Origin of the sequence: Oerskovia sp. Root22, from assembly GCF_001429135.1 — a bacterium.
Taxonomy (GTDB): Bacteria; Actinomycetota; Actinomycetes; order Actinomycetales; family Cellulomonadaceae; genus Oerskovia; species Oerskovia enterophila.
Map to the genome: position 1 here is coordinate 523,903 of NZ_LMIL01000009.1, position 26,884 is coordinate 550,786.

Here is a 26,884-nt window from a genome sequence, read left to right on the forward strand (position 1 = left end):
GGGAGCGTTCCCCTCCTCGTCGAAAGGCCTCGTCATGAACTCGCTCGCCCAGTGGTGCTTCCGGAGACGCCGTGTCGTCCTGGGGGCCTGGATACTCGCCCTGATCGGGCTCGCGGTGGCGGCCCTCGGCCTGGGCACCGCGTTCAAGACCGCGGTCGCGCTGCCCGACTCCGAGTCCTCGACCGCCTACGCCCTGCTGGCCGAGGCGGGGGCCGGCGCCGAGACCGAGAGCGGCACCATCGTCTGGCGGACCGAGGGCGACGCGATCGACTCGCCGGCCGTGCAGGAGCAGGTTGCCCGCATGCTGGCGGACGTGACGGCGCAGCCGGGCGTCGAGGCGGTGGTCAGCCCGTACTCCGACCAGGGCGCCGCACAGGTGAACGCGGACGAGCGCACGGCGTTCGCGACGGTCGCCCTCGCGGACGACGCCGACCCCGAGGCGATCCGTTCGATCGCGGAGACCCTCGAGGCCGGCTCGTTCGCCGTCGGGCTCGGCGGGCAGGCCTTCACCGAGCTCCCCAGCCCGTCCGGCGGGACGGAGGCCGTGGGCATCCTGGCGGCGCTCGTGATCCTGCTCCTCGTGTTCCGCTCCGGGTGGGCGGCCTCGTTGCCCATCCTCACCGGTGTCATGGGCGTGGGAACCTCGTTGCTCCTCGTGATGATCGGCTCGCACGCGCTCGACGTCGATGCCACGTCGCTGACCATGGGAGCGCTGATCGGCCTCGGGGTCGGCATCGACTACGCCCTCTTCATCGTCAACCGGCACCGCAAGGCGCTCATGGCCGGGTCGACGGTCCCCGACGCAGTCGCCCTGGCGGTCAACACCTCGGGACGCGCCGTGATCTTCGCAGGGATCACCGTGATCGTGGCGCTGCTGGGCATGTTCGTCGTCGGGCTCGGTGTCCTGACCGGCATGGCGCAGGCCGCGGCCGTGACCGTGCTGTTCACCGTGGCCGCGGCGATCACGCTCCTGCCCGCGCTGCTGGGGATGATCGGCATGAGGATCCTGTCCAGGAAGCAGCGCGCCCAGCTCGCCTCCACGGGCCTCGCGTCGCCGGGGAAGCCGACGGCGTCGGGGCGATGGGCGCTGCTGCTCGACCGTGCCCCCCGACGCATGGTCGGGGCCTCGCTCGTGGTGCTGGTCGCCCTGGCCGCGCCCGCTCTCGGCATGCGCGTCGGCAACGCCGACGCGAGCAGCGACCCGGCAGGTTCGCCTGGGCGTGCGTACTACGACCTCATGACCCCGGCCTTCGGCGCAGGGGTCGACGCCACCCTGGTCCTGGTGGCCGAGGTGCCCGACGCGGCCGCGGCGCAGGCCTTCACAGAGCTCGCCGAGGCCCTGCCCGACGTCGAGGGCGTCGCCTCGGCGCAGGCCGCCCCCGTGCGGCCGGGCCAGAGAATCGCGATCGCCTCGGTGGTCCCGACGACGAGCGCCCAGACGCGCGAGACCCAGGACCTGGTCCACACCCTGCGCGACGACGTCGTCCCCGACGCCGCACGAGGGACGGACCTGCAGGTCCACGTGGGCGGCGAGACCGCGACGAACATCGACATCGCGGACGCCCTGATGAGCAAGCTGCCGCTCTACCTCGGTCTGGTCGCGGTGCTCGGCTTCCTGCTGCTGGTCGTCGCGTTCCGCAGCCTCCTGGTCCCGCTCGTCGGCGCCCTCTCCAACCTCGCGACCCTCGCGGTGGGGCTGGGGGCGATCACGACGATCTTCCAGCACGGCTGGGGCAGCGAGCTGCTCGGCGTGGGCTCCGGTGCGCCCGTGATGTACATCGTCCCGGTGATCGTCGTCGGGGTCGTGTTCGGCCTCTCGATGGACTACCAGGTCTTCCTCGTCAGCCGCATGCACGAGGAGTGGAGCCAGACCCGGGACAACGATTGTGCCGTCCGGGTCGGGGTCACCGAGACCGGGCAGGTCATCGCGGTGGCAGCGTCCATCATGCTCTTCGTGTTCGCCTCGTTCGGCTTCAGCGGCGAGCGGATCGTCTCGGCGATCGGCATCGGTCTGGCCCTGGCGGTCCTGGTCGACGCGTTCGTCGTGCGCCTGACCCTCGTCCCGGCACTCATGAAGCTCATCGGCGCCCGCAACTGGTCCTACCCTCGGTGGGCCGAGCGCATCACCCCGCACCTGTCGCTCGAGGACCCGTCCGAGCCCGTCGCGGGTGTCCCGCTCGTCGTCCCCGAGCCGGTCGCGGTCGGGGCCACCTCGACCGGACCCTTCGCGTCGACGACACTGTGGGACGGGGAGCAGCCCCGCCAGACCTCCGAGGAGCCGTGACGTGAACTACCGAGCACGCTCGTCGCGACCCGCCGGGCGTGCGCCCGCTCCCGTCCGCCGTGGCCACCGGGCACGGTGGACGGGGGCGGTCTTCAACGTCGCGGTGCTCGTGGCGATGCTCGCCACCGCCACGATCCGCCAGGGGTTCGCCGAGCGTCCCAGCCCCCTCCTGCTCGTGCTGGTCCTCGTGTCCTGGCTGCCGCTCACCGTCCGCAACCGCTGGCCGTTCGGTGCCCTGGTGGCCACGCTCGTCACCGAGTCCCTGCACCTGGCGCTCATGCCGCTGATCGACCTGGACCCGCGGAGCATCACCGACATGGGCGCGTTCCAGCCCGTGCCGATCGCGACCACGGTCGCGGCCTACACGTTCGCGTCGCGGTCCTCGCGGCGGGACGGGTGGACGGCCGGTATCGGCTCGGCGGCCGTCCTGATCGCGGTCAGCCACTTCGCCGTCCCCGGGACTGAGCTCGCCACCTCGCTCCTGATGTTCGACGTCGTGATCCTCGCCACCGCGATCGGCGCCCTCGTGGCCGGACGGCGCGAACGGGTGCTGCGCGAGGCGCTCGCCCGGCAGGAGGAGACCCGGCGCGAGGTCGCCGCCGAGCGGCTGCGCATCGCCCGCGAGCTGCACGACGTCCTGGCGCACAACCTCACGCTGGTCAACGCGCAGGCAGGTGTTGCGGGCTACCTCCTGCACACCGACCCGCCCGCGGCCGAGGAGGCGCTGCGGGGCATCACCGAGCACACCCGCCGGGCTCTCGACGAGCTGCGGGCGACCGTCGGGCTGCTCCGTCAGGAGGGGGACCAGGCCGAGGGGCCCGACGAGCCGGCGGCCGACGCCCTGCGTCCCGTCCCCGGGGTCGGCGACGTGGACGAGCTGGTGCGCGGCCTCCGGGCCGCCGGCGCGGACATCGTCAGCACGACGACGGGCACGCCTCGCGCACTGTCCTCCCGAGGAGACCTCGCGGCCTACCGGATCCTCCAGGAGGCGTTGACCAACGCCGCCAAGCACGCCCCGGGCTCACAGGTCCACGTCGAGCTCACCTGGACCGAGGACCGGCTCGTGGTCGACGTCGTGAACGGCGCCCCCGCGGTGGACGCCCGGCCCGGGACCGTCCCGGGCAGCGGGCACGGGCTGATCGGGATGAACGAGCGCGCCACCGCGGCCGGGGGGAGCGTGCGCACCGGGCGCACCCCGGGCGGGGGCTTCCACGTCGTCGCGAACCTGCCCACCACCGACGAGGGCGGGGACATCTCCCCGCCCGGCCCGACCACCCGAGGAGCCTCATGACGATCCGCGTCCTCCTGGCCGACGACCAGGCCCTGCTGCGCGGGACCTTTCGCCTGCTGCTCGAGTCCGCACCCGACATGACCGTCGCCGGGGAGGCCGCCGACGGCGCGGAGGCCGTCGCCCTCGCACGCTCCGAGCGCGCGGACGTCGTCCTGATGGACATCCGGATGCCCGGGGTGGACGGTATCGACGCCACACGCCGCATCACGGCCGACGAGTCCCTCGCCGGCGTGAAGATCCTGGTCCTGACGACCTTCGAGACCGACGAGCTCGTGGTCGCCGCGCTGCGCGCCGGAGCCAGCGGCTTCATCGGCAAGGGCATCGACCCGTCCGAGCTGCTCGACGCCGTCCGCACCGTCGCGTCGGGCGAGTCCCTCCTGTCGCCCGCCGCGACCACGGCGCTCATCGGCCGGTTCCTTGCGCGCGTCCCCGAGCCGGCCGCCGCCACGACGCGCCAGGAGACCCAGCTCACCGCCCGCGAGGAGGAGATCACGGCGCTCGTCGGTCGAGGCATGTCGAACCTCGAGATCGCCGCACAGCTCTTCATCAGCCCGGCCACGGCCAAGACGCACATCAACCGCGCCATGATGAAGACCGGCTCGCGCGACCGGGCCCAGCTCGTCGTGTTCGCCTACGAGACCGGGCTCACGACACCCGGGCAGGGCTGACGGGGCGGTCTGCACGCTTGCGGACCGCGAGAGAGACCACGGTCGCGACGGCCAGGAGGGCCGCCGCGACGAGGAAGGTCGTCTGCATGCCGGCCGAGATCGAGGCCACCGTGGCGCCCTGGACCTCGACCGACCCGGTCGCCGCCGCGAACACGGCGCCCATGGCCGAGGCGCCCGCGATGAGGCCGAGGTTGCGCGAGAGGCTCAGGACGCCCGAGACGGTCCCACGCCGTCGCGCGTCGGCCGTCGTCATGACGGCGGTGTTGTTCGCGGCCAGGAAGAGCTGGTAGCCAGGAGTCAGGACCACGAGCGCGAGCACGTAGCCGGGCAGGCCCCAGGCGGGAGGCAGCACCACGAGCAGGACGGCCCCGGCCGTCATGGTCGAGAGAGCGACGGTCGTCATGGCGCCCGCGCCGGCACGGTCGACGACCCTCCCGGCGACGACGCCGGTCAGCGCCGACACGACCGGCCCGACCGCGAGCGTGAGGCCGATCGCGGCCTCGTCGAGCCCCAGCCCGCCTGCGAGGTAGAAGGGGCCCACGACCAGGGTGCTCATCATCACAGTCGCGACGAGCAGGTTCATGAGCAGGCCACCGCCCACGGCGCGGGAGCGCAGGAGCCCCCACGGCAGGAGCGGTGCAGCCGTCCTGCGCTCGATCGCGACGAGCAGCGCGACGAGGACCGCTGCGCCCACGAGCAGCGGTCCGGCGCCGACCTGTGGGACGGCGTCAGGAGTCATCGCGAGGGCGCCCGTCACCAGGGCCGCCGTGAGCACGAGGGCGCCCGCGACGTCGAACCTCGCGCCCGACCGGACCGGGGCGGGCTCGTCGCCCAGGCCGCGCCAGGTGAGCACGAGGGCGACGCCCGCGAGCGGCAGCATGGCCACGAAGCCCGCCTGCCAGCCCGACGCGGCGATCAGCAGCCCGCCCCCGGCAGGCCCCAGCGCGGTCCCGACCGCCGAGGTCGTCCCCAGCAGCCCCATGGCCGCTCCGGTGCGCGCCTCGGGCACGACGTCCCGCACGAGTGCCAGGGGCAGCGCGATCATGACGGCGGCACCGACCCCCTGCAGCGAGCGGGCGGCGACGAGCGCCGCGAGGGAGGGCGCCAGAGCGCACGCGAGCGTCGCGGCCGCGAACAGACCGAGGCCCCCGAGGAGCACACGCTGTCGCCCGAGGGCGTCACCGAGCCTCCCCACGGCGACCGCGGTCACGGTCATGGCCAGCAGGTACGCCAGGACGACCCACTGCACCCGGCCGAAGGGTGCTCCGAGCTCGTGCGCGAGCGTGGGCACCGCGACGTTCGCGACGCTCGTGCCGAGCGAGGCCAGGAGCGTGGCGAGCGCGAGCGCACCCACGAGTCCTGACCGGGAGCGGGGTGCGTGCGGGGTGAGGTTCATACCGCCGAGGTTGCCGGTTCGACCCGGATCCGGCAATGCTCGTTGCCAGTACTGGGACAGAGTGGTGGGATGGTGCGATGGACGACCCCACGGCAGCGATCGGACGCGCACTCGACCAGGTCGGGCCACGGCTCGGCGCCCTCCGACGGCGACGCGGGATCACCCTCGCGGCGCTCGCGGACACGACGGGCATCTCCAAGAGCACGCTGTCGCGCCTCGAGACCGGGGGGCGCAAGCCCAGCCTCGAGCTCCTCCTGCTGCTCGCCCACGCCTACCGGGTACCGCTCGACGAGCTCGTGCGCGCCCCGGAGACGGGAGACCCCCGCATCCGGCTCACCCCGCGGAGGGTCAACGGCCGGGTGGTCGTGCCCCTGACCCGGCAGCCCGCGAGCCAGCACGCCTGGAAGATCCTCGTCCCGCGCAAGGCCGCCGAGCCTGTGCTCACGACGCACGACGGCTACGAGTGGCTGTACGTGCTCACGGGCCGGCTGCGGCTCGTCGTGGGGGACCGGGACATCGTGCTCGACGCCGGGGAGGTCGCCGAGTTCGACACCCGCACGCCCCACTGGTTCGGCAGCACGGGCCAGGAGGGCGCCGAGGTGCTCAGCCTGTTCGGGCCGCAGGGCGAGCGGGCCCACACCCGCACCGACCTCACCCCGGACGACGCGGTCGGCGGCGAGGACGCGACGAGCGTCACCGCCGCGCCCGGCACCGGTCCGGAGACCCTGCCCGACGGCGCGGTGCCCGACCTCCCTGGCGCCGCGCCCTGACGCGTTGCCCGCGCTCGCCGTCCCGCCCCGCGTCCCGGGGTACGCCCGCCGCGGCCGTGACCCGGGGCACGTCCGGTCACCGCGCGACCGGCACGACCTCCCCGGTCACGGTGTCCGCGCGGAACGCCCGCTCGAAGCGGGCCTGCCCGGCCTGGACCGCGCACTGCATGCGCGCCTCGCCGCGGGCCACGTCGTCCGCGGTCACGGTGTACGTGGGCGTGAAGTACAGGGCGTCCTCGCCGGGTGCGAGGCGCACGGCCGGGAACTGGGCCGTCACGTCCCCGTCGAAGCTCCCGCTCAGCGCGGCCGTGACGGGCTCGTCGCCCTGGGGCCGGAAGCGCCCGGTGAACGCCAGGATGTCGCCGGCCCGCAGGCCCGGCGCGGCCGGGCCGTAGTTGGCGTCCTGGGCCTCGCGCGTGCCGAGCACCTGGTCGCCGTCGTACCCCTGCCCGATCTCCTTCCAGGTGTGCACGCCCCAGTCGCCGCCCTCGGCCGAGATGACGTGCGACGCGCCCACGCTGACCCACTGCGCGGGGCGCCCCGGGGTGATCGAGCGCAGCACCATGGTGAAGTCGCCGCCGTCGTCGTCCACGAACGTCTCGACGGCCTCCCCGAGGGCCGCGGGCGAGAGAGCCTCGGCCTCGACCCGCGCGAAGACGATCTCGCGGTACCCGTCACGCTCGTAGAGCACCCCGAGCGACCCGTCGGCGAGCACGGCTCCCGTCGAGTACGCGCTCGAGCCCGCGCAGATCGTCAGCGCGGGTCGCCAGCTCGCACCCTCGTCGTGCGACACGCTGAGCACGGTGTTGCGGCGCAGGTCGGCGTCGCGGTTGTTCGTCGCGAGCAGGGGAGCGGCCACGTCGGTCACGTCCCCGAGCCGCAGGACGCTCCCGTTGTCGCTCGGGTCGGGCAGGTCGTGCACGGGGTGCAGCGGCCCGTACGAGCGACCGCCGTCGGTCGAGACCGCCTGCAACCGGCACCCCTTCGCGCGCGAGCTCAGCAGCAGGCGACCGTCGCGCAGCTCGACGACCTTGTTCTCGTTGGCCCCGGGGCCCGTGGGCTCGCCCAGCGTCCAGGTGTCGCCGTGGTCGTCCGAGTACGCCGACGCGGCGCGGATCTCGCCGCGCAGGAGCAGGACCATCTGCTGGACCAGGCGCCCGGCGAACGGTCCGGTCTCGATCTGGATCCCGGCGCCTGCCGCGGCGAACAGGCCCGTGACGCCCTGCGGCTTGAGCGAGGCCGTGACGCGGCGGTGGCTCCAGGTCAGGCCGTCGTCGTCGGAGAACGACAGGTCGACGTGCTGGACGTCGTCCTCGGGCTCGAGCCCCTCGACCGCCTCGAAGAACCCCGCGTGGGTCCCCGCGGCGTGGAAGCAGAAGATCCGCCCGGTCACCCTGTCCACGAGCAGGCTCGGGTCGCCGAACCCCTGGAGCCCCGTGCCGACGCGCACGTCCTGCTGGGGCTCCCAGGTGCGGCCGTGGTCGAGGCTGCGCCGGACCAGGAGGTCGATCGTGTTCGGCAGGTCGTCGAGGTTGGGGCGCCCGTCGTAGGCCGCGAGGACGGTTCCCCGCGTGGAGACGGCCAGGGCGGGGATGCGGTACTGGCGGTGTCCGCCGAGGCCGCGAGCGGCCAGCACCTGGTGGGTGATTTCGTGGGGGTTCGTGCGCATCCTCCAGTTCTACCCCGTGGGACGCGGGGATCCACGCCGCGGCGGCCTCGCGCCGCGTCCTCGCGTCCTGCCCGACGGCGTCGCGCACCTCCGCGCGGAAGGTGCGCGACGTCGTCGGGCAGGGGAGATCAGGCGCTCCGCCGGGCCGCGCGCGCGGGCGACCACGGGACCGCGCGGCCCGCGGCGAGCGAGGCCGGGACCGACAGGACCCGCTGGTTCGTGCTCCCGCGGAAGGGGAGCGTGAGGTCGCGTCGCGCGATCTCGAACCGGCCGTCGACCAGGACGTCGAGACCCGCGAGCAGCTCGCGCTGGTCGGGGGAGCCTGCGAGCAGCTCCTCGAAGGTGTAGCCGCTCCAGCACCACACGTCCTTGGACGGGCCGTGCTGCTCGCGCAGGCGCCGCACGAGGCGCAGGCACACGCCCGTGTTGAGGAACGGCTCGCCGCCGAGCAGCGACAGACCCTGCACCGACTCGTGAGCGAGGTCCGCCAGGATGCGGTCCTCGAGCTCGTCGGTGTACGGGGAGCCGTAGCGAAAGCTCCAGGTCGCCTCGTTGAAGCAGCCCTCGCACGCGAACAGGCACCCGCTCACGTACAGGCTGCAGCGCACGCCCTCGCCGTCGACGAACACGAACGGCTTGTAGTCCGCGACGTAGCCCTGGCTGAGGCGCTCCGAGCGCCAGTGGGGCTGCGGGTCCCGCGGCACGACGGCCTCAGTCTTCCGCGGAGCTCGTGCCGGCTGCGGACTCCTCGCAGCTGGCCTCGCCGGCGACTCCGGTCATGCCGGCAGCTCCGACCTCGCCGAGGCTCACGGCCCCGGCCATGTGCTTGACGCGCGAGGAGATCTCGACGTGCCGGCCGTGCACCATGGGCCGCTGCTGCGGGTTGCCCAGGTACCCGCACGTGCGCTTGACGACGTCGCACGTGCGCGGGTCCGTGTTCCCGCAGCCCGGGCACGCGAAGCCGCGCGCGGTCGGGGTGAAGTCGCCCGCGTAACCGCACGCGTAGCAGCGGTCGATGGGGGTGTTGGTGCCGAGGTACCCCACGCGGTCGTAGGCGTAGTCCCACACGGCCTCGAGCGCCTGGGGGTTCTGCTGGAGCACGGGGTACTCGCAGTAGTGGATGAATCCGCCCGACGCGTACTGCGGGTAGTCCATCTCGAAGTCGAGCTTCTCGAACGGCGTCGGGTCCTTGCGCACGTCGTAGTGGAAGCTGTTCGTGTAGTACTCCTTGTCGGTGATGTCCGCGACCTCGCCGAACTTCTCGCGGTCCATGCGGGCGAACCGGTCCGTCAGGCTCTCGCTCGGCGTCGAGTACACGCTGAAGTGGTAGCCGTGCTCGGCCGTCCAGGCCCTGGTGTGCGCGTGCAGCTCACGGAGCACGCGCAGCGTGAGGTCCTTGGCCTCCGGGTCCTGCTCCCAGGCACCGCCGTAGAAGGCCGCGGCGACCTCGTAGAGCCCGATGTACCCGAGCGAGACCGTCGCGCGCCCGGCGCGGAAGAGCTGGTCGACGTCGTCGTCGGGCGCGAGGCGCTCGCCGAACGCGCCGTGCACGTACAGGATCGGGGCGTTGCCCGGCACGGCCTGCTTGCAGCGCTCGATCCGGTACACGAGCGCGTCGCGCACCGTGACCAGGCGCTCTTCCAGCAGCGCCCAGAACGTCTCCTGGCTGCCCTGGGCCTCGAGGGCGATACGGGGCAGGTTGAGCGTCACGACGCCGAGGTTCATGCGGCCCTCGACGACGTCGTTCCCGTCCTCGTCCTGCCAGCCCTGCAGGAACGAGCGGCAGCCCATGGGCATCTTGAAGCTGCCCGTGAGCTCGACGATCTTGTCGTAGCTCAGCACGTCGGGGTACATGCGCTTGGTGGCGCACTCGACCGCGAGCTCCTTGATGTCGTAGTTCTCGTCGCTCGGCTCGAGGTTGAGCCCGCGTCGCAACGTGTAGATGAGCTTGGGGAAGATCGCGGTGCGTCCCTCGGCCCCCAGACCCTTGATGCGGATCTGCAGGATCGCCCGCTGGATCTCGCGTTCGAGCCAGCTCGTGCCGAGCCCGAACCCGACCGAGGTGAACGGGGTCTGCCCGTTCGAGGTGAACAGCGTGTTGATCTCGTACTCGAGGCTCTGCATCGCGTCGTAGATGTCCTTGGACGTCTTGGCCCGTGCGTACGCGTCGTGCGTCGAGGCGTCCGGGAGCCACCGCTCGGCCTCGACGAGGTGCTTGGCGTGGTTCAGCGCGGCGTAGGGCGCCAGGAGCTCGTCGATCCGGTTGACCGAGCATCCGCCGTACTGGCTCGAGGCGACGTTCGCGATGATCTGCGTGATCTGCGCCGCGGCCGTCTGGATCGAGCGGGGCGGCTCGACCTGGGCGTTGCCGATGCGGAAACCCTCGGACAGCATGGTCCGGAAGTCGATCAGGCAGCAGTTCGTCATGGGCGCGTAGGGGTGGTAGTCGAGGTCGTGGTAGTGCAGGTCGCCCTTCTGGTGCGCGTTGGCGACGTGCGGGGGCAGCATGCGCAGCCCCACGGCCTTGCCCACGGCACCGGCCGTCAGGTCGCGCTGGGTGTTGAAGACGTCCGAGTCCTTGTTGGCGTTCTCGTTGACGACCGCCGAGTCCTTGCTGATCAGACCGACGATCGAGTGGTTGAGGTCGGTCGACCGGCTGCGCGCGAAGTCCCGCTGGACCCGGTAGTCGATGTACGCCCGCGCCACCTCGTACTCGCGGGACTCGAGGAGCTCGTGCTCGACGACGGCCTGGATCTCGTAGATCTGGACGACCTCGGCGAAGCGCACCGAGATCTCCGCGACGACCCGCGCGAGCACGCCGTCGAGCGTCTGCTCGACGAACGGCGTGAGGTCTCCGTGGACGTCCTCGTAGGCCTTGCGAAGGGCCGCCCGGATGCGGGCGTCGTCGAACGCCAGGCGGCGCCCGTCCCGCTTGAGCACTGTCAGGGACGTCGCTCCCCGTGACGCGACGTCCTCGTCCTGCGCGACCTCGACCGGGCTCATGTGCAACCACAACCTCTCGACGGACGCCTCGGGCCGGCACGACCTCGCCGGCACGCCGAGGCGCGATGGGAACTAGATGTAGTAGCAATTACACCCGTGTCATCCCACATGTAGTGGCCAATCCCGGGCGAGCCGGGACCTTCCTCCCTGAGGTCGGGACGTTGGTCACCCGCGTCGTCGGACCAAGGGCCCGCGTGCGAGCGGACGCCGACCGGCGGTCGCGCGCACGTCGCCCCTGGTGTCGCAGGACAGCCCGCGCGGCGTCCGGGTGTCGGGCCCGTCGGAAGCCTGGTAGACCGGCAGGAGCAGGGCTGGCAAGAGGCCCGCGCACCGCTCGTGACGAAGGAGTGCGGAGATGACCCGTCGACACGTCTCGTGGGTCGGGGAGGACGACCCCGACCGCGTGGACACGGCGGTCCTCTCGCTCGGGGCAGACCGGTTCGAGTGCCTCGGGACCTCACGGGGACCGACCTACGTGACGGCCTGGTCCCTGACCACCGGGCCGCACTGGGTCACGCGCAGGCTCGAGGTGACGGTCCGGGGTCAGGGCTGGTCCCGCGACCTGCAGCTCGAGCGTGCGGGATCAGGGGAGTGGGGCGCGGAGGTCTCGCACTCCGGGGCGGCCCCGGTCGACCTCGCGACCCCCGGCATCGAGGCCCCGTCGTCGCTCGCGGGCGCGCTCGACTGCGACCTCGCGCTGTGCCCCGTGACGAACTCCATGCCGATCCTGCGCCTCGGGCTGCTGGGCGCCCGGGCGCCGGTCACGCCGACCTTCTTGACCATGGCCTGGGTCGAGGTCCCCTCGCTGCGGGTCGTGCGCAGCGAGCAGGTGTACGCCGCGAGCTCCCCGTACGACCCGGCGGTGGGGCGCGGGGTCGTCACCTACACGAGCGCGACGCGCGACGTCACGGCCGACCTCACGGTCGACGCCGACGGCCTCGTGATCGACTACCCGCACCTCGCACGCCGGGGCTGATCGCCCCCGCGTCTCCGCGGCGCGCTCTTCGCCCGACCGGAGCGCACCTGCCTGCAGCACGAGCTGGTCGGACCGCACCCACCTGGAGGAGCTCATGGACGAGGCGACGCACGGCTGGGAGCTCATCGAGCCACCCGTCGCGGGGGACGAGGTCGCGACGCTCCTCGGCTCGCTCGAGCGTCAGCGAGCGACGTTCGCGTGGAAGGTCGGCGGCCTCGACGCCGAGGCGCTCGCGGTCAAGGTCGCGGCGTCCGAGATCACGCTGGGAGGGCTCCTCAAGCACCTCGCGTTCGTCGAGGAGCTGTGGTTCTCGACCACGCTCCACGGCCGCGCACCGGGCCGGCCGTGGGACACGGTCGACTGGGACCGGGACCCGCAGTGGCCGTGGACCTCGGCGGCCCAGGACAGCCCGCAGGACCTGTACGACCTGTGGCGCACGGCTGTCGTCCGGGCGCGCGCGGCGGTCGACGAGGCGCTCGCCGACGGCGGGCTCGACCACCGGGTCGTCTGGCAGCCCGGGAGCGACGGCGAGAAGTCCAGCCTGCGCCGCGTCCTGGTCGACCTGATCGAGGAGTATGCCCGGCACGTCGGGCACGCCGACCTGATCCGTGAGTCGATCGACGGCCTGGTCGGGGAGGACCCGCCCGGCGTGCCGGGGCTCTACCCGCTGCGCGGGCGCTGAGCCGTGTCCGGAGCGTGGGCGCGGTACTCGGCTCGGCGGGTCGGAGCGGGTGGGTGCCGTCGAGCACGCCGACACGCTCCGAAGGGCTTCTTGGTGGCAGCCCCGGGAGCGTCTTCTCGGCGCGCGGCGTCAACGCGTCAAGCGTGCGTCGGGCCGCCCCGGAGCGATCGTCTCGCCGTCGCCTGGATCCCCCGAGCACGGTGCTTGCACCGGCGGCTCGGCGTCCGGTGCCGTGGTGGTCTCGTAGGCCAGCACGACGGCTACACCGGCGCCGCAGAGCACGAACCCGACGAGAGTCGTGGCCGTCAGGGTCTCGCCGAGCAGGGTTGCGCCCCCGGCGGCCGTCGCGGGTGCGATCAGGAACAGGAGCGCATTGAGCGCCGTGACGCCGACACGACGCAGCAGCCACCAGTAGAGGCCGTAGGCGGCCAGCGTCGGGAACGCGGCCGCGAATCCGGCCGCGAGCCAGAACGTCGCCGATGCAGGGGGTGCGAGCGTTCCCGTCGCGGCAGCGAGCACGACGAGCGCCACGGCTGTCACGACGACGTGCACGGTCAGGGTCGTGAGAACTCCTGCCTGCGCCTTCGATCGGCGCTGGAGGAAGGTGGCGACGATCAGGCAGGACATGGCAAGAAGGGGCAGGAGGTAGACCGAGGGGTGCGCTGACGAACCCTCGAGCTGCGACCGCACGACCAGCAGCACTCCCACCCCACCGATGGCGAGCCCGGCCCACTGGGCCCCACGCACTCGGAGGCCCAGGAGCGGGCCCACGAGCACGGCGACCACGAGCGGTTGCACGGCGTCGATCAGCGCGACCGTGCCGGTGGCGACACCTGACGCGATCGCGGCATAGACGAAGACGCAGTAGCCGAACTGTGCGAACAGGCCGATCAAGGACTGCCGTCGGAGCACGGTCACGCTGACGCCGCGGGTGAGGCCGGTGGCGAGGGCCACGGCGAGCAGGGCGCCTGCCAGCGGGACGAACCGCCAGACGAGCAGCGTGAGCGGCGAGACCTCGACGGTGGCGAGTGCCGGGACGAGGAATCCTGAGCTCCAGGTCGCCACGAAGGCACCTGCTGCCAGCAACGTCGTGCTGCGATGTAGTAGACCGATCTGTTTACTCATTCGCCGACTATACAGATTGGTATAGTTGGCGTCATGCCGGTTCCCGAGCTCGCTCCGCTGACACCAGGTGCCCGTCGTGTTCTCGACGCTGCGTCACGACTGTTCTATGAACGCGGTATCCACTCGGTCGGTGTCGACACGATCGCCGAGTCCGCGGGCGTCACCAAGAAGACGCTGTACGACCGGTTCGGCTCCAAGGAAGCGCTCGTGGTCGCGTACCTCCAGCACAGGGACGCCAGGTGGCGGGGCCATGTCGAGGCCCACCTGGCGCTGGTGCCGGAACCGGGCGTCGACCGCGTGCTGGCGATCTTCGACGCGGCCGTCTCCTGGTCCGACGAGAACAGCCCCAAGGGCTGCAGCGCCATCAACGCGCGCGCCGAGATCGGGGACGGGCATGACGGGCACCCGGTGTTCCCCGAGGTCTCGCGCCAGAAGGCATGGCTGCTCGGGCAGTTCGCCGACCTGTGCAGGGAAGCCGACCTGCAGGATCCCTCGTCCATGGCGAGGGCGATGATGCTGCTCTACGAGGGTGCGATCGTCACGGTCGGGATGGAGACCTTCGCTCACCCGTTCGAACGAGCGCGCACCGTCGCACGCATCTTGCTCGAGTCGCAGCCGCCCCTGGCCGATCAGGTCTCCACGCCCTAGCGGCCCCTGTTCCGTCCACTCCTGGCGGGCAGGGCGGCGTCAGGTTCTCCGGGGCGTGCGGAATCGGGGTGATCAGCTCCCGTCACGCAGGTCGCCCGGCGCACTGTCCTCCAGGACGATCCGGTCGAAGACCGCGGTGCACTCCTCGCCCATGGGCGCCTGTGCGAGGAAGCCGATGCTCACGGGCAGGTCGGTGTAGAGCCGGAAGAGCCGGACGAACTCCCAGGTCTCGCCGTCGCGCGAGGCGTGGAAGGCCCACGCGGGCCCCGTCCGCACGATCCGCAGGTGCACCGTCTCGTCGTCGACGTCCCACGAGTTGCAGTCGTCGGTGAACTCGTTCGTCACGGTCGATACGACCATGGCCTGCCCCTGCGGAGACTGCTCGAAGCAGAGCTTGGCCCAGTGCCGCTCGTCGGCCCACAGGACCAGCGCGCCCGCGTCGAAGGTCGTGCGCCGGGTGGTCACCCGGACCCGTGCGGACAGGGCGAGCTCGGCAGCGGCGTCGAACACCAGGGCCGGGGCCGCGTGCTGGGGCGGGGCGCCCAGGGCGTCGTCGGTCCAGTCGGTGCCGGCCGGCGCGGTGAGGGTCACGGCGTCGCCGTCGACCTGACCTGCGCCTTCGTGGGACAACCAGTGCAGCGTGGGGAGGGAGATCTTCGTCACGCGCACACCCTACCCACGTGAGCCCGCGACGTGGAAGCGCTCCCGCACCGCGCGTGTCCCGCACCGTGCGACGCCCGGAATCGCATCGTGCGACGAGGAGAGCCTCAGCTTGGTCGACGACGTCGCGCCCGCGGCGCAGGGCCCCTCGGGCGCCCCTGGCGGCTAGTTCTCGCGCGGCTCGAGGCGGAACGTCGCGGCGGCCGCCGTGGCTCCGGTCACCGAGCCGACGATCGCCGGACCGTAGCGGTCGTACTTCGCGTGGTAGGCCGCGTCGACGGCCGGGTGCACGGTGCCGGGAGGCTCGACGAACGCGACGTCCTTCTCGATGCCACCGGCGCGGACGCGGCCTCGCGGGTCGGCCAGGGCGCGGCGGAACCATCCGTTCTCGCGGCCGTAGGCAGAGCGTACGTAGACGTCGTCCCCCACGCGCACGACCCAGATCGTCACGTACGGCCGCAGCGTCCCGTCGGGCCGCGCCGAGGAGACCTGCAGCTCCTCGGCCCGGCCGATCCTGTCCAGCTCCTCGGCGGTCCAGGCCGCCGTCGTCGGTCCCGTCATGGTGATCGCTCCTCGTGTCGGTCGATGGGTCGGTGCACGTCGTGGCCCGGACCAGGGTCCGGGGCAGGCCGCGGTATCGAACCTACGGCTGGAGGGTCCCGCGTGGGAGGTCGTGCTGGTACCAGGACCGGGACGTCACGACCGCCCGCCGATCTCTGGGTGACGACAGGGCAGGGACGCCCCACGCCTTGCCACCCCTCGGGCGTGGCAGCAGACTCGACCGATGGAGAGCACCGAGACCGGCGCGGCGTCCGCACCGACCGACGCCGTGGTCCGACCCGACCACAAGGCCACCCTGCACCGGTACCTCCAGGCCGCGCGCGACGCGCTCGTCTGGAAGGTCGAGGGGCTCGACGAACGGGCCGCACGCTGGCCCTGGACGCCCACGGGGACCAACCTGCTCGGCCTCGTCAAGCACGCTGCCGGGGTCGAGTTCGGCTACTTCGGGCAGACCTTCGGGCGCGAGTGGCCCACGCCCGACGACGTCCCGTGGATGGCCGAGGACGCCGCCGACGGAGAGGACAACGCCGACATGTGGGCGACGGCCGAGGAGTCGATCGGCTCGGTCGTGGACCTGTACCGCCGCGTCTGGGCGTTCGCCGACGAGACGATCGCGACCCTGGACCTGGACGCGACCGGCCGGGTGCCCTGGTGGCCCGACGACCGTTCCGGGATCACGCTGCTCCAGGTCATGGTGCACGTCACGAGCGACCTGGCCCGCCACGCGGGGCACGCCGACATCCTGCGCGAGCTCACCGACGGGAGCGCGGGTCTCCGGGCGGACAACGACAACCTCCCGCCGCTGTCGGCGCACGACTGGTCGGCCCATGTCGAGCGGTTGCGAGCCGTCGCGGACGAGGCGCAGCACCGCGCGGACGCGCGCCGCACCTGACCGGAGCGCCCGGTGGAGCCGACGGCGTCACGCGCGTGACGTCGTCGGGCCCCCGTGGTCCTGGGGCGGGACGGGAGCGCCCACGACCACGGGCCTCCTGGCCTCCCGACGGGAGGCCGCCGTCCGCACGGCCGCCCACGCGACCACACCCAGGCCCGCGCCGAGCACCGGGTAGGTCGCGGCGAGGCGGGCGAGCGAGAAGACGGTCACCGCGTGGTCGGTCGCGAGCAGCCGCGCGACCGCTCCGAGCATCCCCGCCACGGCGCCGGCCGTCATGCTCAGGACCGCGGAGCGCAGGTGCTGCGGGGCGGCGACGGGCAGGGAGGCCCGCCACCAGCGCACCACGAGCGCCACGAGCACGACGAACCCGACGAACGAGCTCCCGTGCTGGAGGTACTTGTACACCGCGACCCCGGCGACCGGGGTCCGCAGGACGTCCCAGGTCTGGACCGCGGTCCCGCGCAGGTGCGTGAAGTCGTCCCAGAGGACGTGGGTGAGGGTCCCCGCCACGGCGAACCCTGCGACGGCCACCGCGATCACCAGGGGGCCCGCGGCGCGGGTCGACACGTCGGGGGAGAGGGGCCTCCGCCGGGGCAGCGCGGCCAGGTAGGGCCCGCGGACCACGAGGACCCACAGGGCCGTGCAGGCCACGGCGAGGGCGAGGTCGACGGTCACGATGCCCAGCAGACGGTGCGTGGCGTGGGCCAGCTCGTCGGTCCCGGGCCACAGCACGTCGAAGAACAGGGGAGCGTCCGGGACCATCGCACCGATCGCGGACGCGGGCAGTGCCCAGAGAAGGAGAGCGGGGGAGAGCGTGCGCCTCGCCGACCCTCCGGCGAGGGGGAGTGCGACCAGGGCATGGACAGGGGTGTAGGGCACGGGCGACATGATGCCTGCTCGTCGCGTCGGCCGGTACGGGCTGCCAGGAGATGGGCTGGAGCGCCAGAGTCGGACATCTCACACTTTGTGGACACTTTCTGGTTCGGAGAAAAATAGTGTGCCAAGCGCGCATCTTCCAACGGACCACCTCCATCTGCGCCTCACCACCAAGCCCAGACGAGGGGGGCTCCGGGTGATCTCAGCTCGACCGGGCGTGTCCTGCCCAGGAAGGATCTGCGGGGCGGCGGTAGTTTGCCCTGTGGTGGGGCACGAGCCCCGCCGCAGGACGTGACGCGAGGAGCCGAACATGGGTATCGACGAGGCGAAGGACAAGGCTGCGGCCGCTGCCGGCGAGGCCAAGGAGGGCCTGGGCGGCCTGCTCGACAAGGCCAAGGAGTTCCTGACCGACGACCGGATCGACGACGTCGCCGAGAAGATCAAGGGAATCGCGCCCGACTCGGTCGACGGCCACGTCGACACGCTCGCCGAGAAGGCCAAGGAAGTGAACGACTGACCGGGCGAGGAACGCACGGTACCGGCCGAGGTCGGTAACATCGGAGGGCGCCGCCGTCTGGCGGCGCCCTTTCGAATGCCCTGTTGAGCTGCTAGGAGCGCGCACCGTGTCAGACGTCGTATCGTCACCTTTGTCCATCACTCTCGACGGGGAACGGACCACGGTGGAGACGGGGACGACCGGCGCGGACCTGTTCTCGGGCCGCCGCGAGGTCGTCGTCCTCCGCGTGAACGGTGAGCTCAAGGACCTCGACACCCCCGTCGCCGAGGGCGACGAGGTCGAGGGCGTGACCATCGACTCGCCCGACGGGCTCGACGTGCTGCGTCACTCGGCCGCGCACGTCCTGGCCCAGGCCGTGCAGCAGGTCAACCCCGACGCCAAGCTCGGCATCGGCCCGCCCGTCCGCGACGGGTTCTACTACGACTTCGACGTCGAGACCCCGTTCACGCCCGAGGACCTCAAGGCCCTCGACAAGGTCATGGCGCGCATCATCAAGGACGGGCAGACGTTCAAGCGTCGTGTCGTCACCGACGACGAGGCCCGTGCCGAGCTCGCGAACGAGCCCTACAAGCTCGAGCTGATCGGCCTCAAGGGCTCCGGCTCGGCCGACGACGCAGCGGGGGAGGGCGTGTCGGTCGAGGTCGGCGCCGGCGAGCTCACCATCTACGACAACGTCCGTCGCGACGGCACGGTGGCCTGGAAGGACCTGTGCCGCGGCCCGCACCTGCCCAGCACGCGCCTCATCGGCAACGGCTTCCAGCTCATGCGCAGCGCGGCCGCCTACTGGCGCGGCAGCGAGAAGAACCCCCAGCTCCAGCGCGTGTACGGCACCGCCTGGCCCACCAAGGACGAGCTGCGCGCGTACACCGAGCGCCTCGCCGAGGCCGAGCGTCGTGACCACCGCCGCCTGGGCGTCGAGCTCGACCTCTTCTCGTTCCCGGACGAGATCGGCTCGGGGCTCGCGGTCTTCCACCCCAAGGGCGGGATCATCCGCAACGAGATGGAGGAGTACTCGCGCAAGCGCCACATCGAGGCGGGCTACTCGTTCGTCAACTCCCCGCACATCACCAAGGAGAAGCTCTACCAGGTCTCCGGGCACCTCGACTGGTACGCCGAGGGCATGTACCCCCCCATGCACCTCGACGAGGAGCGCGACGCGGACGGCACGCTGCGCCGCGCCGGGCAGAACTACTACCTCAAGCCCATGAACTGCCCCATGCACAACCTGATCTTCGACGCGCGTGGGCGTTCGTACCGTGAGCTGCCCCTGCGCCTCTTCGAGTTCGGGACGGTCTACCGCTACGAGAAGTCCGGCGTGGTGCACGGCCTGACCCGCGCCCGCGGGTTCACCCAGGACGACGCGCACATCTACTGCACGCGCGACCAGATGAAGTCCGAGCTCACGAACGCGCTGAACTTCGTCCTCGACCTGCTCAAGGACTACGGGCTCGACGACTTCTACCTCGAGCTCTCGACGCGCGACCCCGAGAAGTCCGTCGGCACCGACGACGCCTGGGAGGAAGCGACCGAGACGCTGCGCCAGGTCGCCGAGGAGTCCGGGCTCGACCTCGTGCCGGACCCGGGCGGCGCCGCGTTCTACGGGCCCAAGATCTCGGTCCAGGCCAAGGACGCGATCGGCCGCACCTGGCAGATGTCGACCATCCAGCTCGACTTCAACCTGCCGGAGAAGTTCGACCTCGAGTACCAGGCCTCGGACGGCACGCGTCAGCGCCCGGTCATGATCCACCGTGCGCTGTTCGGCTCGATCGAGCGCTTCTTCGCGGTGCTCACCGAGCACTACGCGGGTGCGTTCCCGGCCTGGCTCGCGCCGGTCCAGGTCGTGGCCGTCCCGGTCGCAGAGCCCTTCAACGACTACCTGGCCGACGTCGTCGCCCAGCTCGCCGCGCAGGGCATCCGCGCCGAGGTCGACTACTCGGACGACCGCTTCGGGAAGAAGATCCGCACGGCCAGCACCCAGAAGGTGCCGTTCGTGCTCATCGCCGGTGGCGAGGACGTCGAGGCCGGTGCGGTCTCGTTCCGCTACCGCGACGGACGCCAGGACAACGGCGTGCCCGTGGCCGAGGCCATCGAGCGGATCGTGTCTGCGGTCCGCGAGCGCAGCCAGGTCTGACGCGTGACGTCGGACGGCGCAGGGACGGGGTCGGGGTACTCCGTGGAGGGTCCGGAGGGGCATCCGCGGTTCGACGACGGGATGGACCGGTTGTGGACGCCGCACCGGATGGTCTACATCGGCGGTCAGGACAAGCCGGTCGACGACCGGTCGTCGTCGTGCCCCTTCTGCCGGATCCCTGCGCTGTCCGACGAGGACGGGCTGGTCGTGGCGCGGGGCACGTGGTGCTTCGTGGTGCTCAACCTGTACCCGTACAACCCGGGCCACCTGATGGTGTGCCCGTACCGGCACGTGTCGGACTACACGGACCTGACCCCCGAGGAGACCGACGAGCTGGCGCGGTTGTCGCAGCAGGCGATGCGCGTGACGCGTGCGGTGTCGGGCCCTGACGGCTTCAACCTGGGCATGAACCAGGGGGCGGTCGCCGGGGCCGGCATCGCGGCGCACCTGCACCAGCACGTGGTGCCGCGCTGGTCGGGAGACGCGAACTTCCTGCCGATCGTGGCCCACACCAAGGCCGTGCCGGAGCTGCTGGGGGACACCCGCGCGCGGCTCGCGGCGGCCTGGGAGGCTCATGGTGCGCCCGGCCCAGGACCGACGAACGACGACCCGGCGTCTCCTGCGACGCCCACACTCGAGGAGAGCTAGATGTTCGGGCGACTTCGCGCCGTCGTGACGCGTTTGTTCACGCCGGTCGCGGCCTTCCTGCTGCGGATCGGGGTCTCCCCGGACGCGGTGACGATCGTGGGCACGGTGGGCGTGGTGGCCTCCGCGCTGTGGCTGTTCCCCACGGGGCACCTGTTCGCGGGGACCATGGCGATCATGGTCTTCGCGTTCTCGGACGCCCTGGACGGCGTGATGGCGCGGCTGTCGGGGCGCTCGGGCCCGTGGGGGGCGTTCCTGGACTCGACGCTGGACCGGCTGGCCGACGCCGCGATCTTCACGGGGCTGATCGTGTGGTTCGTGCGCACCGAGAACACGTGGGGCATCACGGTGGGGCTCGCGTGCCTGGTCCTGGGGTCGGTGGTCCCGTACGCGCGGGCGCGGGCCGAGGGGCTGGGCATGACGGCCGCGGTCGGGATCGCGGAGCGGGCCGACCGGCTGGTCGTGACGCTCGTGGCGGCCGGCCTGGTCGGCCTGGGGCTGCCGGTGACCGTCCTGGTCGTGGTCCTGGCGGTGCTCGCGGCCGCGAGCGCCGTGACGGTGGTGCAGCGCATGGCGACGGTGCGTCGTCAGGCTGTCGCTGCTGCCGGGGCCGCCTCTGCGGGGGACGCTGCGGCGTCCGAGGGTGGTGCCTGAGGTGGGGGTGAGCGCGGACAAGGCGTTCACGTTCGCGTGGCGCAACGCGCACAAGGTGCCGGAGCCGGTGCTGCGTGGGTTGTTCACGGTGATCGCGGACGTGGCGTGGGCGACGCGGCGGGGTGGTGTGCCGCAGCTGGAGAAGAATTTGGCGCGGGTGCGCCCGGGGTTGGACGCGCGGGGGCTGCGCCGGTTGAGCCGGGCGGGCATGCGGTCGTACATGCGCTACTACCGGGAGGCGTTCACGCTGCCGGGGGCGTCGCCTGCGCAGATCGAGGCGCGGGTGCGTCTGGAGGGGTACGAGAACTGCTTGCAGTTCACGTCGCAGGGTGTGACGCCGTTGCTGGCGCTGGGTCACATGGGCAACTGGGACCTGGCGGGGGCGTATGCGACGCCGCACATCGCGCCGGTGCTGACGGTCGCGGAGCGGCTCAAGCCCGAGGAGCTGTTCCAGGAGTTCTTGGCGTTCCGCAACTCGTTGGGGATCGAGATCCTGGCGTTGGGCGACGGCGACGTGTTCCGTGAGCTGATGCGCGGGGCGCGCGGGCCGGGCAAGCTCATCCCGTTGCTCGCGGACCGTGACCTGACGGCGCGGGGCGTGGAGGTGGACCTGTTCGGTGAGCGAGCCCGGGTCGCTGCGGGGCCTGCGGCGCTGGCGGTCTCGACGGGGGCACCGTTGCTGACGGCGTCGATCCGGTACGAGCGTCTGACGGGTCCCCGTCGCCGGGCGGCGGGGACCCCGTGGGGGATCGTCATCCGGTTCTTCCCGCAGGTCGCGGTCCCGGACGGGGTGCCGCGCAGCGAACGGGTCGCGGCGGTGACGCAGGCGTGGGTCGACCACCTGGAGGAGGCCATCGCCGCGGACCCGGAGGACTGGCACATGCTGCAGAAGGTGTTCGTGGCGGACCTGGACCCGGACCGGTACGCCCGGACCCGGGCGAAGGACGCGCAGGGTGCGACTGGTGGAGGGGCGGTGGGCTCGGCATGAGCCTGAAGATCGGGATCGTGTGCCCGTACTCGTTCGACGTGCCGGGTGGGGTGCAGTTCCACATCCGGGACCTGGCGGAGGCGCTCATGGCGCAGGGGCACGAGGTGTCGGTGCTGGCCCCGGCGGACGAGGACACTCCCATCCCGGACTACATCACGTCCGCGGGCCGTGCGGTGCCGGTCAAGTACAACGGGTCGGTGGCGCGCATGACGTTCGGTCCGGTCACTGCTGCGCGGGTGCGCCGGTGGTTGGACGCGGGCAAGTTCGACGTGCTGCACCTGCACGAGCCGGTCACGCCGTCGTTGAGCATGCTGGCGCTGTGGATCGCGCAGGGGCCGATCGTGGCGACGTTCCACACGGCGTTGATCCGTTCGCGCGCGCTGCAGGTGGTCTACCCGTTGGTGCGCCAGAGCCTGGAGAAGATCTCGGCGCGCATCGCGGTCTCGGAGGACGCCCGGCGCACCCTCGTGGAGCACATGGGGGGCGACGCGGTCGTGATCCCCAACGGCGTCTACGTCGACACGTTCGCGGACGCCGCGCCGTCGGCGAAGTGGCAGGGGACCCCGGACGCGCCGACCATCGCGTTCCTGGGGCGCCTGGACGAGCCGCGCAAGGGTCTGCCGGTCCTGACGGCCGCGATCCCGCGCATCCTCGAGGCCGTCCCGGGGGCCCGGTTCCTGATCGCGGGCCGCGGGGACCAGGGTCGCGCGGACGCGCTCGAGGCGTTGGGGGAGTCCGCGAGCGCCGTGGAGTTCCTGGGGTCGATCTCGGACGAGGAGAAGGCGTCGCTGCTGTCGTCGGTGGACGTGTACATCGCGCCGCAGACGGGTGGGGAGAGCTTCGGGATCGTGCTGGTGGAGGCGATGAGCGCGGGGGCGTGCGTGGTCGCCTCGGACCTGGGGGCTTTTCGGCGGGTACTGGACGAGGGGCAGGCGGGGGCGTTGTTCCCGGTGGGGGACTCGGTCGCGTTGGCGGACACGGTGCTGCGGGTCCTGGCGGACCCGGCGGGCCGGGAGCGGTACTGCGAGCGGGCGATCTCGTTCGTGCGCCGGTTCGACTGGTCGACGGTGACCGCGGAGGTGCTCGCGGTGTACGAGATGGCGTTGGCGGCCTCGGACGCGGTGATCCCGGTGCACGAGGATCCGGCGTCGTTGCGCGGTGGTCGTCGGCTGGGGTTGTGGCCCCGTGCTGAGCAGGAGAGGAACCCGTCGTGACGTGGTCGGAGATCGCCATCATCGTGGTGGCCGTGGTCCTGGTCGCGGGGTGGGCCCTGTGGGTGGCTGCCTCGCGTCTGGACCGGTTGCACCGCAAGGTCATGGCCTCGCGCCTGGCGTTGGACGCGCAGCTGGAGCGGCGGGCGTCGGCGGCGCTGGACCTGGCGGGGGCGGGGGAACTGGACCCGGCGAGCTCGGTCCTGGTCGCGGAGGCGGCGTACGAGGTGCTGGACGACGACCTGCGCACGCGCGAGGTCGCGTCCGTGGTCCCGGGCCTGGCCGAGCTGGTGGCCTCGCCGGGGTCCGCCGCCGGGCCCGACGGCGCCTCCTCGCTCGCGCGGGCGCCTCGCCTGCTGGCGGGGGTGGGCGCCGAGCGGGCGCGGGCGGAGAGCGACCTGTCGGCGACGTTGCGCGCGGCCCTGGAGGACCCCGAGGAGGTACGGGAGATCCGTGCCTCGCCCGTGGGTGCCGAGCTACTCGCGGCGCTGGCCGGGGCCTGGTACCGGGCGCAGATCGCGCGTCGCTTCCACAACGAGGCCGTGGCCCAGACCCAGCGCCTGCGCCGCACCTGGTACGCCCGGGCGTTCTCGCTCGCCGGGCACGCGCCCATGCCGGTCACGGTCGAGCTCGACGACGCCTGGCCGCCCGCGCTCGACCGCAACCCCTGACCGGCCGGTCGGGTTCGGGGGGCTGCCCGAGGGGTGGGCGGACCTCCGTAGACTGGGCGGTGACGTGCAAGCATGTCGGCGGCGCGAGCGTGACCCCTGTTCGCGCGTCCCAACGTGAAGATGTGAGGTTTCGCGGTGTCCGTGGAGAATTCCGGCGAGAACAGCCCCCAGGTGACCGGCGACGTCGTCGGCTCGGCCAAGGTCAAGCGCGGCATGGCCGAGATGCTCAAGGGCGGCGTCATCATGGACGTCGTCACGCCCGAGCAGGCCAAGATCGCCGAGGACGCGGGCGCGGTGGCCGTCATGGCCCTCGAGCGCGTCCCGGCCGACATCCGCGCCCAGGGCGGGGTCTCGCGCATGAGCGACCCCGACATGATCGACGGCATCATCGCCGCGGTCTCGATCCCCGTCATGGCCAAGGCGCGCATCGGCCACTTCGTCGAGGCCCAGGTGCTGCAGGCCCTCGGCGTCGACTACATCGACGAGTCCGAGGTCCTGACCCCGGCCGACTACGCCAACCACATCGACAAGTGGGCGTTCGACGCGCCGTTCGTGTGCGGGGCGACCAACCTGGGCGAGGCCCTGCGTCGCATCACCGAGGGCGCGGCCATGATCCGCTCCAAGGGCGAGGCCGGCACGGGCGACGTGTCCAACGCGACCACGCACATGCGCACCATCCGCGGCGAGATCCGCCGCCTGACCTCCCTGCCCGAGGACGAGCTGTTCGTCGCGGCCAAGGAGCTCCAGGCCCCGTACGAGCTCGTCAAGGAGATCGCGGCCACGGGCAAGCTGCCCGTGGTCATGTTCACCGCGGGCGGCATCGCGACCCCGGCCGACGCGGCGATGATGATGCAGCTCGGCGCGGAGGGCGTGTTCGTCGGCTCGGGCATCTTCAAGTCCGGCAACCCCGCCCAGCGCGCCGCGGCGATCGTCAAGGCCACCACGTTCTACGACGACCCGGCCGTGCTCGCGGACGTCTCGCGCGGCCTGGGCGAGGCCATGGTCGGCATCAACGTCGACGACATCCCCGTCCCGCACCGCCTGGCCGAGCGCGGCTGGTGACTCCCGCCCCGCTGCTGGTCCGGTGACCCCACGATGACCAGCACGCCAGGCCGGCCCCCCGGCCGCGTCCCGACCGGGGCGGGCGCACCCGTCGCGCCCGCCCCGGCGGCGTCTGCCACTCCGGGGCCGCCCAGCTCCCTCGGACCCGACTGGGTCCTGGGCGCCGACGGCATGCGCCACCGGCGCGGGGCGCGCGTCCTGCTGCTCGACGACGCCGGGCGCGTCCTGCTCGCCCGCGGCCACGACACCGACCAGCCCGAGCGGTCCTGGTGGTTCACGGTCGGCGGCGGGATCGAGCCCGGCGAGAGCGACCGTGACGCCGCCGTGCGCGAGGTCCTCGAGGAGACGGGCCTGCGCCTGGACCCCGCCGACCTGCAGGGCCCCGTGTGGACCCGGTCGGCCGTCTTCGACTTCTACCGCGAACGCTGCCGCCAGGACGAGGTCTTCTACCTCGCCCGCATCACCAGCACCCAGGCCGCGGTGCCCCTGACGCGCGAGGGCTGGACCCAGATCGAGCACGACGTCGTCGACGAGATGCACTGGTGGGCCCTGGCCGAGCTGCGCGAGGTCACCATCGAGGTCTTCCCCGCCGGGCTGCCCGACCTCCTCGAGCCGCTCCTCGACGGGTGGGACGGACGGACCCGCCACCTCGGTGAGGCCACCGAGTAGCCGACCACGCCGCACCGCGCGGAGGACGCGGGTGCCGTACGGCACCCGCGTCCCGAGGCGCGCCGCGCCCGACCGGGGCGCTCGGACCCGGCCCCGCGTCCGGGCCGCACCCGCCCTCCGGCCGCGAGCGCCGTCGTCGGGCACCCCCGCACCGCGCGGCGGGCGGCGCGTACGATGGGCGATCGTGAAACCGGTCATTGGAGTCCTCGCCCTGCAGGGCGACGTCCGTGAGCACGTGGCCGCCCTCGAGGTGGCCGGTGCGCGCGCCGTCACCGTGCGGCGCCCCACCGAGCTCGCCGCGCTCGACGGCCTCGTGCTCCCCGGCGGTGAGTCGACGACGATCGACAAGCTGCTGCGGATCTTCGAGCTGTTCGACCCGCTGCGGGCCGCGATCGCCGCAGGTCTGCCGGTGTACGGCTCGTGCGCGGGCATGATCCTGCTCGCGGACCGGGTGCTGGGGGCGACCCACGACCAGCAGACCCTCGGTGGCCTGGACGTCACGGTGCGCCGCAACGCGTTCGGGCGTCAGGTCGACTCGTTCGAGTCGTCCGTGGAGATGACCGGGGTGCCGGGCGGGCCCGTGCCCGCCGCGTTCATCCGGGCCCCGTGGGTCGAGCAGGCCGGCCCGGGGGTCCAGGTCCTGGCGCGCACGCGCCACCGGGGCGCCTCCGTGCCCGCTGCGCCGGGCGCGGTGCCCGCCGCGGGCGCGGGCGAAGACGCAGGTAGAATCGTCGCAGTACGTCAGGGAACGTTGCTCGCCACCTCCTTCCACCCCGAGATCACGGGCGATGCGCGGGTGCACGAGCTCTTCGTCGCAATCGTGAAGGAGTAACAG

The 26,884-nt window shown here is 72.4% G+C and carries 26 protein-coding genes; 18 read left to right on the forward strand and 8 right to left on the reverse strand.

Going from position 1 to position 26,884, the window contains the following annotated elements; genetic code table 11:
- Positions 1 to 34 precede the first annotated feature (34 nt).
- The 3 genes from ASE15_RS12810 to ASE15_RS12820 are packed head-to-tail and all read left to right on the forward strand — an operon-like array spanning position 35 to position 4,243.
- On the forward strand, positions 35 to 2,284 hold the full coding sequence (locus tag ASE15_RS12810; protein WP_082618422.1) for an MMPL family transporter: 2,250 nt from the start codon (positions 35 to 37) through the stop codon (positions 2,282 to 2,284).
- 1 nt (position 2,285) lies between these two features.
- Positions 2,286 to 3,575 carry a sensor histidine kinase gene (locus ASE15_RS12815; protein ID WP_056763592.1) on the forward strand — a complete coding sequence of 430 codons (1,290 nt, stop codon included), beginning with the start codon at positions 2,286 to 2,288 and terminating at the stop codon, positions 3,573 to 3,575.
- Complete coding sequence (locus ASE15_RS12820) at positions 3,572 to 4,243, forward strand: response regulator transcription factor (protein WP_056652173.1); 672 nt, start codon at positions 3,572 to 3,574, stop codon at positions 4,241 to 4,243. Before ASE15_RS12815 ends, ASE15_RS12820 begins: the two co-directional genes overlap by 4 nt.
- On the opposite strand, the gene ASE15_RS12825 is transcribed toward ASE15_RS12820, so the two are convergent.
- Positions 4,221 to 5,639 (reverse strand): MFS transporter, encoded by a 1,419-nt coding sequence (locus ASE15_RS12825; RefSeq protein ID WP_056763594.1) that lies wholly within the window; start codon positions 5,637 to 5,639, stop codon positions 4,221 to 4,223. The genes ASE15_RS12820 and ASE15_RS12825 overlap by 23 nt on opposite strands.
- A 77-nt stretch (positions 5,640 to 5,716) precedes the next feature.
- Between ASE15_RS12825 and ASE15_RS12830 the strand changes: the two genes are divergently transcribed.
- Entirely contained in the window at positions 5,717 to 6,409 is a 693-nt protein-coding gene (locus ASE15_RS12830; RefSeq protein ID WP_082608973.1) for a helix-turn-helix domain-containing protein, read from the forward strand.
- Between the two features lie 76 nt (positions 6,410 to 6,485).
- Here the strand turns inward: ASE15_RS12830 and ASE15_RS12835 are convergent, their stop codons facing one another.
- The 3 genes from ASE15_RS12835 to nrdD all read right to left on the reverse strand — a co-directional run bounded on the left by ASE15_RS12835 (position 6,486) and on the right by nrdD (position 11,081).
- Positions 6,486 to 8,078, reverse strand: a complete 1,593-nt coding sequence (locus ASE15_RS12835; RefSeq protein WP_056652168.1) for an exo-alpha-sialidase — start codon at positions 8,076 to 8,078, stop codon at positions 6,486 to 6,488.
- A gap of 128 nt (positions 8,079 to 8,206) precedes the next feature.
- On the reverse strand, positions 8,207 to 8,782 hold the full coding sequence (gene nrdG / locus ASE15_RS12840) for an anaerobic ribonucleoside-triphosphate reductase activating protein (protein WP_056652165.1): 576 nt from the start codon (positions 8,780 to 8,782) through the stop codon (positions 8,207 to 8,209).
- A 7-nt stretch (positions 8,783 to 8,789) separates the two neighbouring features.
- Positions 8,790 to 11,081 carry an anaerobic ribonucleoside-triphosphate reductase gene (nrdD, locus tag ASE15_RS12845; RefSeq protein WP_082608972.1) on the reverse strand — a complete coding sequence of 764 codons (2,292 nt, stop codon included), beginning with the start codon at positions 11,079 to 11,081 and terminating at the stop codon, positions 8,790 to 8,792.
- A 355-nt stretch (positions 11,082 to 11,436) separates the two neighbouring features.
- Between nrdD and ASE15_RS12850 the strand changes: the two genes are divergently transcribed.
- Together ASE15_RS12850 and ASE15_RS12855 are read left to right on the forward strand one after the other, a co-directional pair.
- Positions 11,437 to 12,057: a putative glycolipid-binding domain-containing protein gene (locus ASE15_RS12850; RefSeq protein ID WP_056652161.1), complete on the forward strand. Its 621-nt coding sequence runs from the start codon at positions 11,437 to 11,439 to the stop codon at positions 12,055 to 12,057.
- Between the two features lie 94 nt (positions 12,058 to 12,151).
- Positions 12,152 to 12,739: a DinB family protein gene (locus ASE15_RS12855; protein WP_056652158.1), complete on the forward strand. Its 588-nt coding sequence runs from the start codon at positions 12,152 to 12,154 to the stop codon at positions 12,737 to 12,739.
- A 129-nt stretch (positions 12,740 to 12,868) separates the two neighbouring features.
- On the opposite strand, the gene ASE15_RS12860 is transcribed toward ASE15_RS12855, so the two are convergent.
- A complete protein-coding gene (locus ASE15_RS12860; RefSeq protein WP_082608971.1) occupies positions 12,869 to 13,864 on the reverse strand; it encodes a DMT family transporter in 996 nt (331 codons plus the stop codon).
- 33 nt (positions 13,865 to 13,897) lie between these two features.
- Between ASE15_RS12860 and ASE15_RS12865 the strand changes: the two genes are divergently transcribed.
- Complete coding sequence (locus tag ASE15_RS12865; RefSeq protein WP_056652156.1) at positions 13,898 to 14,512, forward strand: TetR/AcrR family transcriptional regulator; 615 nt, start codon at positions 13,898 to 13,900, stop codon at positions 14,510 to 14,512.
- 72 nt (positions 14,513 to 14,584) lie between these two features.
- On the opposite strand, the gene ASE15_RS12870 is transcribed toward ASE15_RS12865, so the two are convergent.
- Both ASE15_RS12870 and ASE15_RS12875 read right to left on the reverse strand, forming a co-directional pair.
- Positions 14,585 to 15,175 carry a DUF1349 domain-containing protein gene (locus ASE15_RS12870; protein WP_235534398.1) on the reverse strand — a complete coding sequence of 197 codons (591 nt, stop codon included), beginning with the start codon at positions 15,173 to 15,175 and terminating at the stop codon, positions 14,585 to 14,587.
- A 162-nt stretch (positions 15,176 to 15,337) separates the two neighbouring features.
- Positions 15,338 to 15,733: a DUF2255 family protein gene (locus ASE15_RS12875; RefSeq protein ID WP_056652151.1), complete on the reverse strand. Its 396-nt coding sequence runs from the start codon at positions 15,731 to 15,733 to the stop codon at positions 15,338 to 15,340.
- Positions 15,734 to 15,956: 223 nt separating this feature from the next.
- Here ASE15_RS12875 and ASE15_RS12880 point away from each other — a divergent pair, with 223 nt between their 5' ends.
- Positions 15,957 to 16,625 (forward strand): DinB family protein, encoded by a 669-nt coding sequence (locus ASE15_RS12880; RefSeq protein ID WP_056652147.1) that lies wholly within the window; start codon positions 15,957 to 15,959, stop codon positions 16,623 to 16,625.
- Positions 16,626 to 16,652: 27 nt separating this feature from the next.
- Here ASE15_RS12880 and ASE15_RS12885 read toward each other — a convergent pair whose 3' ends face one another.
- On the reverse strand, positions 16,653 to 17,504 hold the full coding sequence (locus ASE15_RS12885) for a DUF4184 family protein (protein ID WP_162259133.1): 852 nt from the start codon (positions 17,502 to 17,504) through the stop codon (positions 16,653 to 16,655).
- Positions 17,505 to 17,811: 307 nt separating this feature from the next.
- Between ASE15_RS12885 and ASE15_RS12890 the strand changes: the two genes are divergently transcribed.
- The 10 genes from ASE15_RS12890 (at position 17,812) to pdxT (ending at position 26,881) form a co-directional block, all read left to right on the forward strand.
- Positions 17,812 to 18,018 carry a hypothetical protein gene (locus ASE15_RS12890; RefSeq protein ID WP_056652140.1) on the forward strand — a complete coding sequence of 69 codons (207 nt, stop codon included), beginning with the start codon at positions 17,812 to 17,814 and terminating at the stop codon, positions 18,016 to 18,018.
- 130 nt (positions 18,019 to 18,148) lie between these two features.
- The gene (gene thrS / locus ASE15_RS12895; protein WP_056652137.1) at positions 18,149 to 20,149 is read left to right on the forward strand and encodes a threonine--tRNA ligase; all 2,001 of its coding nucleotides are present in this window, start codon (positions 18,149 to 18,151) and stop codon (positions 20,147 to 20,149) included.
- A gap of 81 nt (positions 20,150 to 20,230) precedes the next feature.
- Positions 20,231 to 20,797, forward strand: coding sequence for an HIT domain-containing protein (locus ASE15_RS12900; protein WP_056652340.1), 567 nt, complete (start codon positions 20,231 to 20,233; stop codon positions 20,795 to 20,797).
- The gene (pgsA, locus tag ASE15_RS12905) at positions 20,798 to 21,448 is read left to right on the forward strand and encodes a phosphatidylinositol phosphate synthase (RefSeq protein ID WP_056652134.1); all 651 of its coding nucleotides are present in this window, start codon (positions 20,798 to 20,800) and stop codon (positions 21,446 to 21,448) included.
- Position 21,449: 1 nt separating this feature from the next.
- Positions 21,450 to 22,436, forward strand: coding sequence for a phosphatidylinositol mannoside acyltransferase (locus ASE15_RS12910; RefSeq protein ID WP_056652129.1), 987 nt, complete (start codon positions 21,450 to 21,452; stop codon positions 22,434 to 22,436).
- Positions 22,433 to 23,650, forward strand: coding sequence for a glycosyltransferase family 4 protein (locus ASE15_RS12915; protein ID WP_056652125.1), 1,218 nt, complete (start codon positions 22,433 to 22,435; stop codon positions 23,648 to 23,650). Before ASE15_RS12910 ends, ASE15_RS12915 begins: the two co-directional genes overlap by 4 nt.
- Entirely contained in the window at positions 23,647 to 24,318 is a 672-nt protein-coding gene (locus ASE15_RS12920) for a hypothetical protein (protein ID WP_056652122.1), read from the forward strand. The genes ASE15_RS12915 and ASE15_RS12920 overlap by 4 nt, the downstream gene beginning before the upstream one ends.
- A gap of 135 nt (positions 24,319 to 24,453) precedes the next feature.
- Positions 24,454 to 25,380, forward strand: a complete 927-nt coding sequence (gene pdxS, locus ASE15_RS12925; protein WP_369800599.1) for a pyridoxal 5'-phosphate synthase lyase subunit PdxS — start codon at positions 24,454 to 24,456, stop codon at positions 25,378 to 25,380.
- A gap of 33 nt (positions 25,381 to 25,413) precedes the next feature.
- Positions 25,414 to 26,049 (forward strand): NUDIX hydrolase, encoded by a 636-nt coding sequence (locus tag ASE15_RS12930; RefSeq protein WP_082608968.1) that lies wholly within the window; start codon positions 25,414 to 25,416, stop codon positions 26,047 to 26,049.
- A gap of 181 nt (positions 26,050 to 26,230) precedes the next feature.
- A complete protein-coding gene (gene pdxT, locus ASE15_RS12935; protein ID WP_056652335.1) occupies positions 26,231 to 26,881 on the forward strand; it encodes a pyridoxal 5'-phosphate synthase glutaminase subunit PdxT in 651 nt (216 codons plus the stop codon).
- Positions 26,882 to 26,884 lie beyond the last annotated feature (3 nt).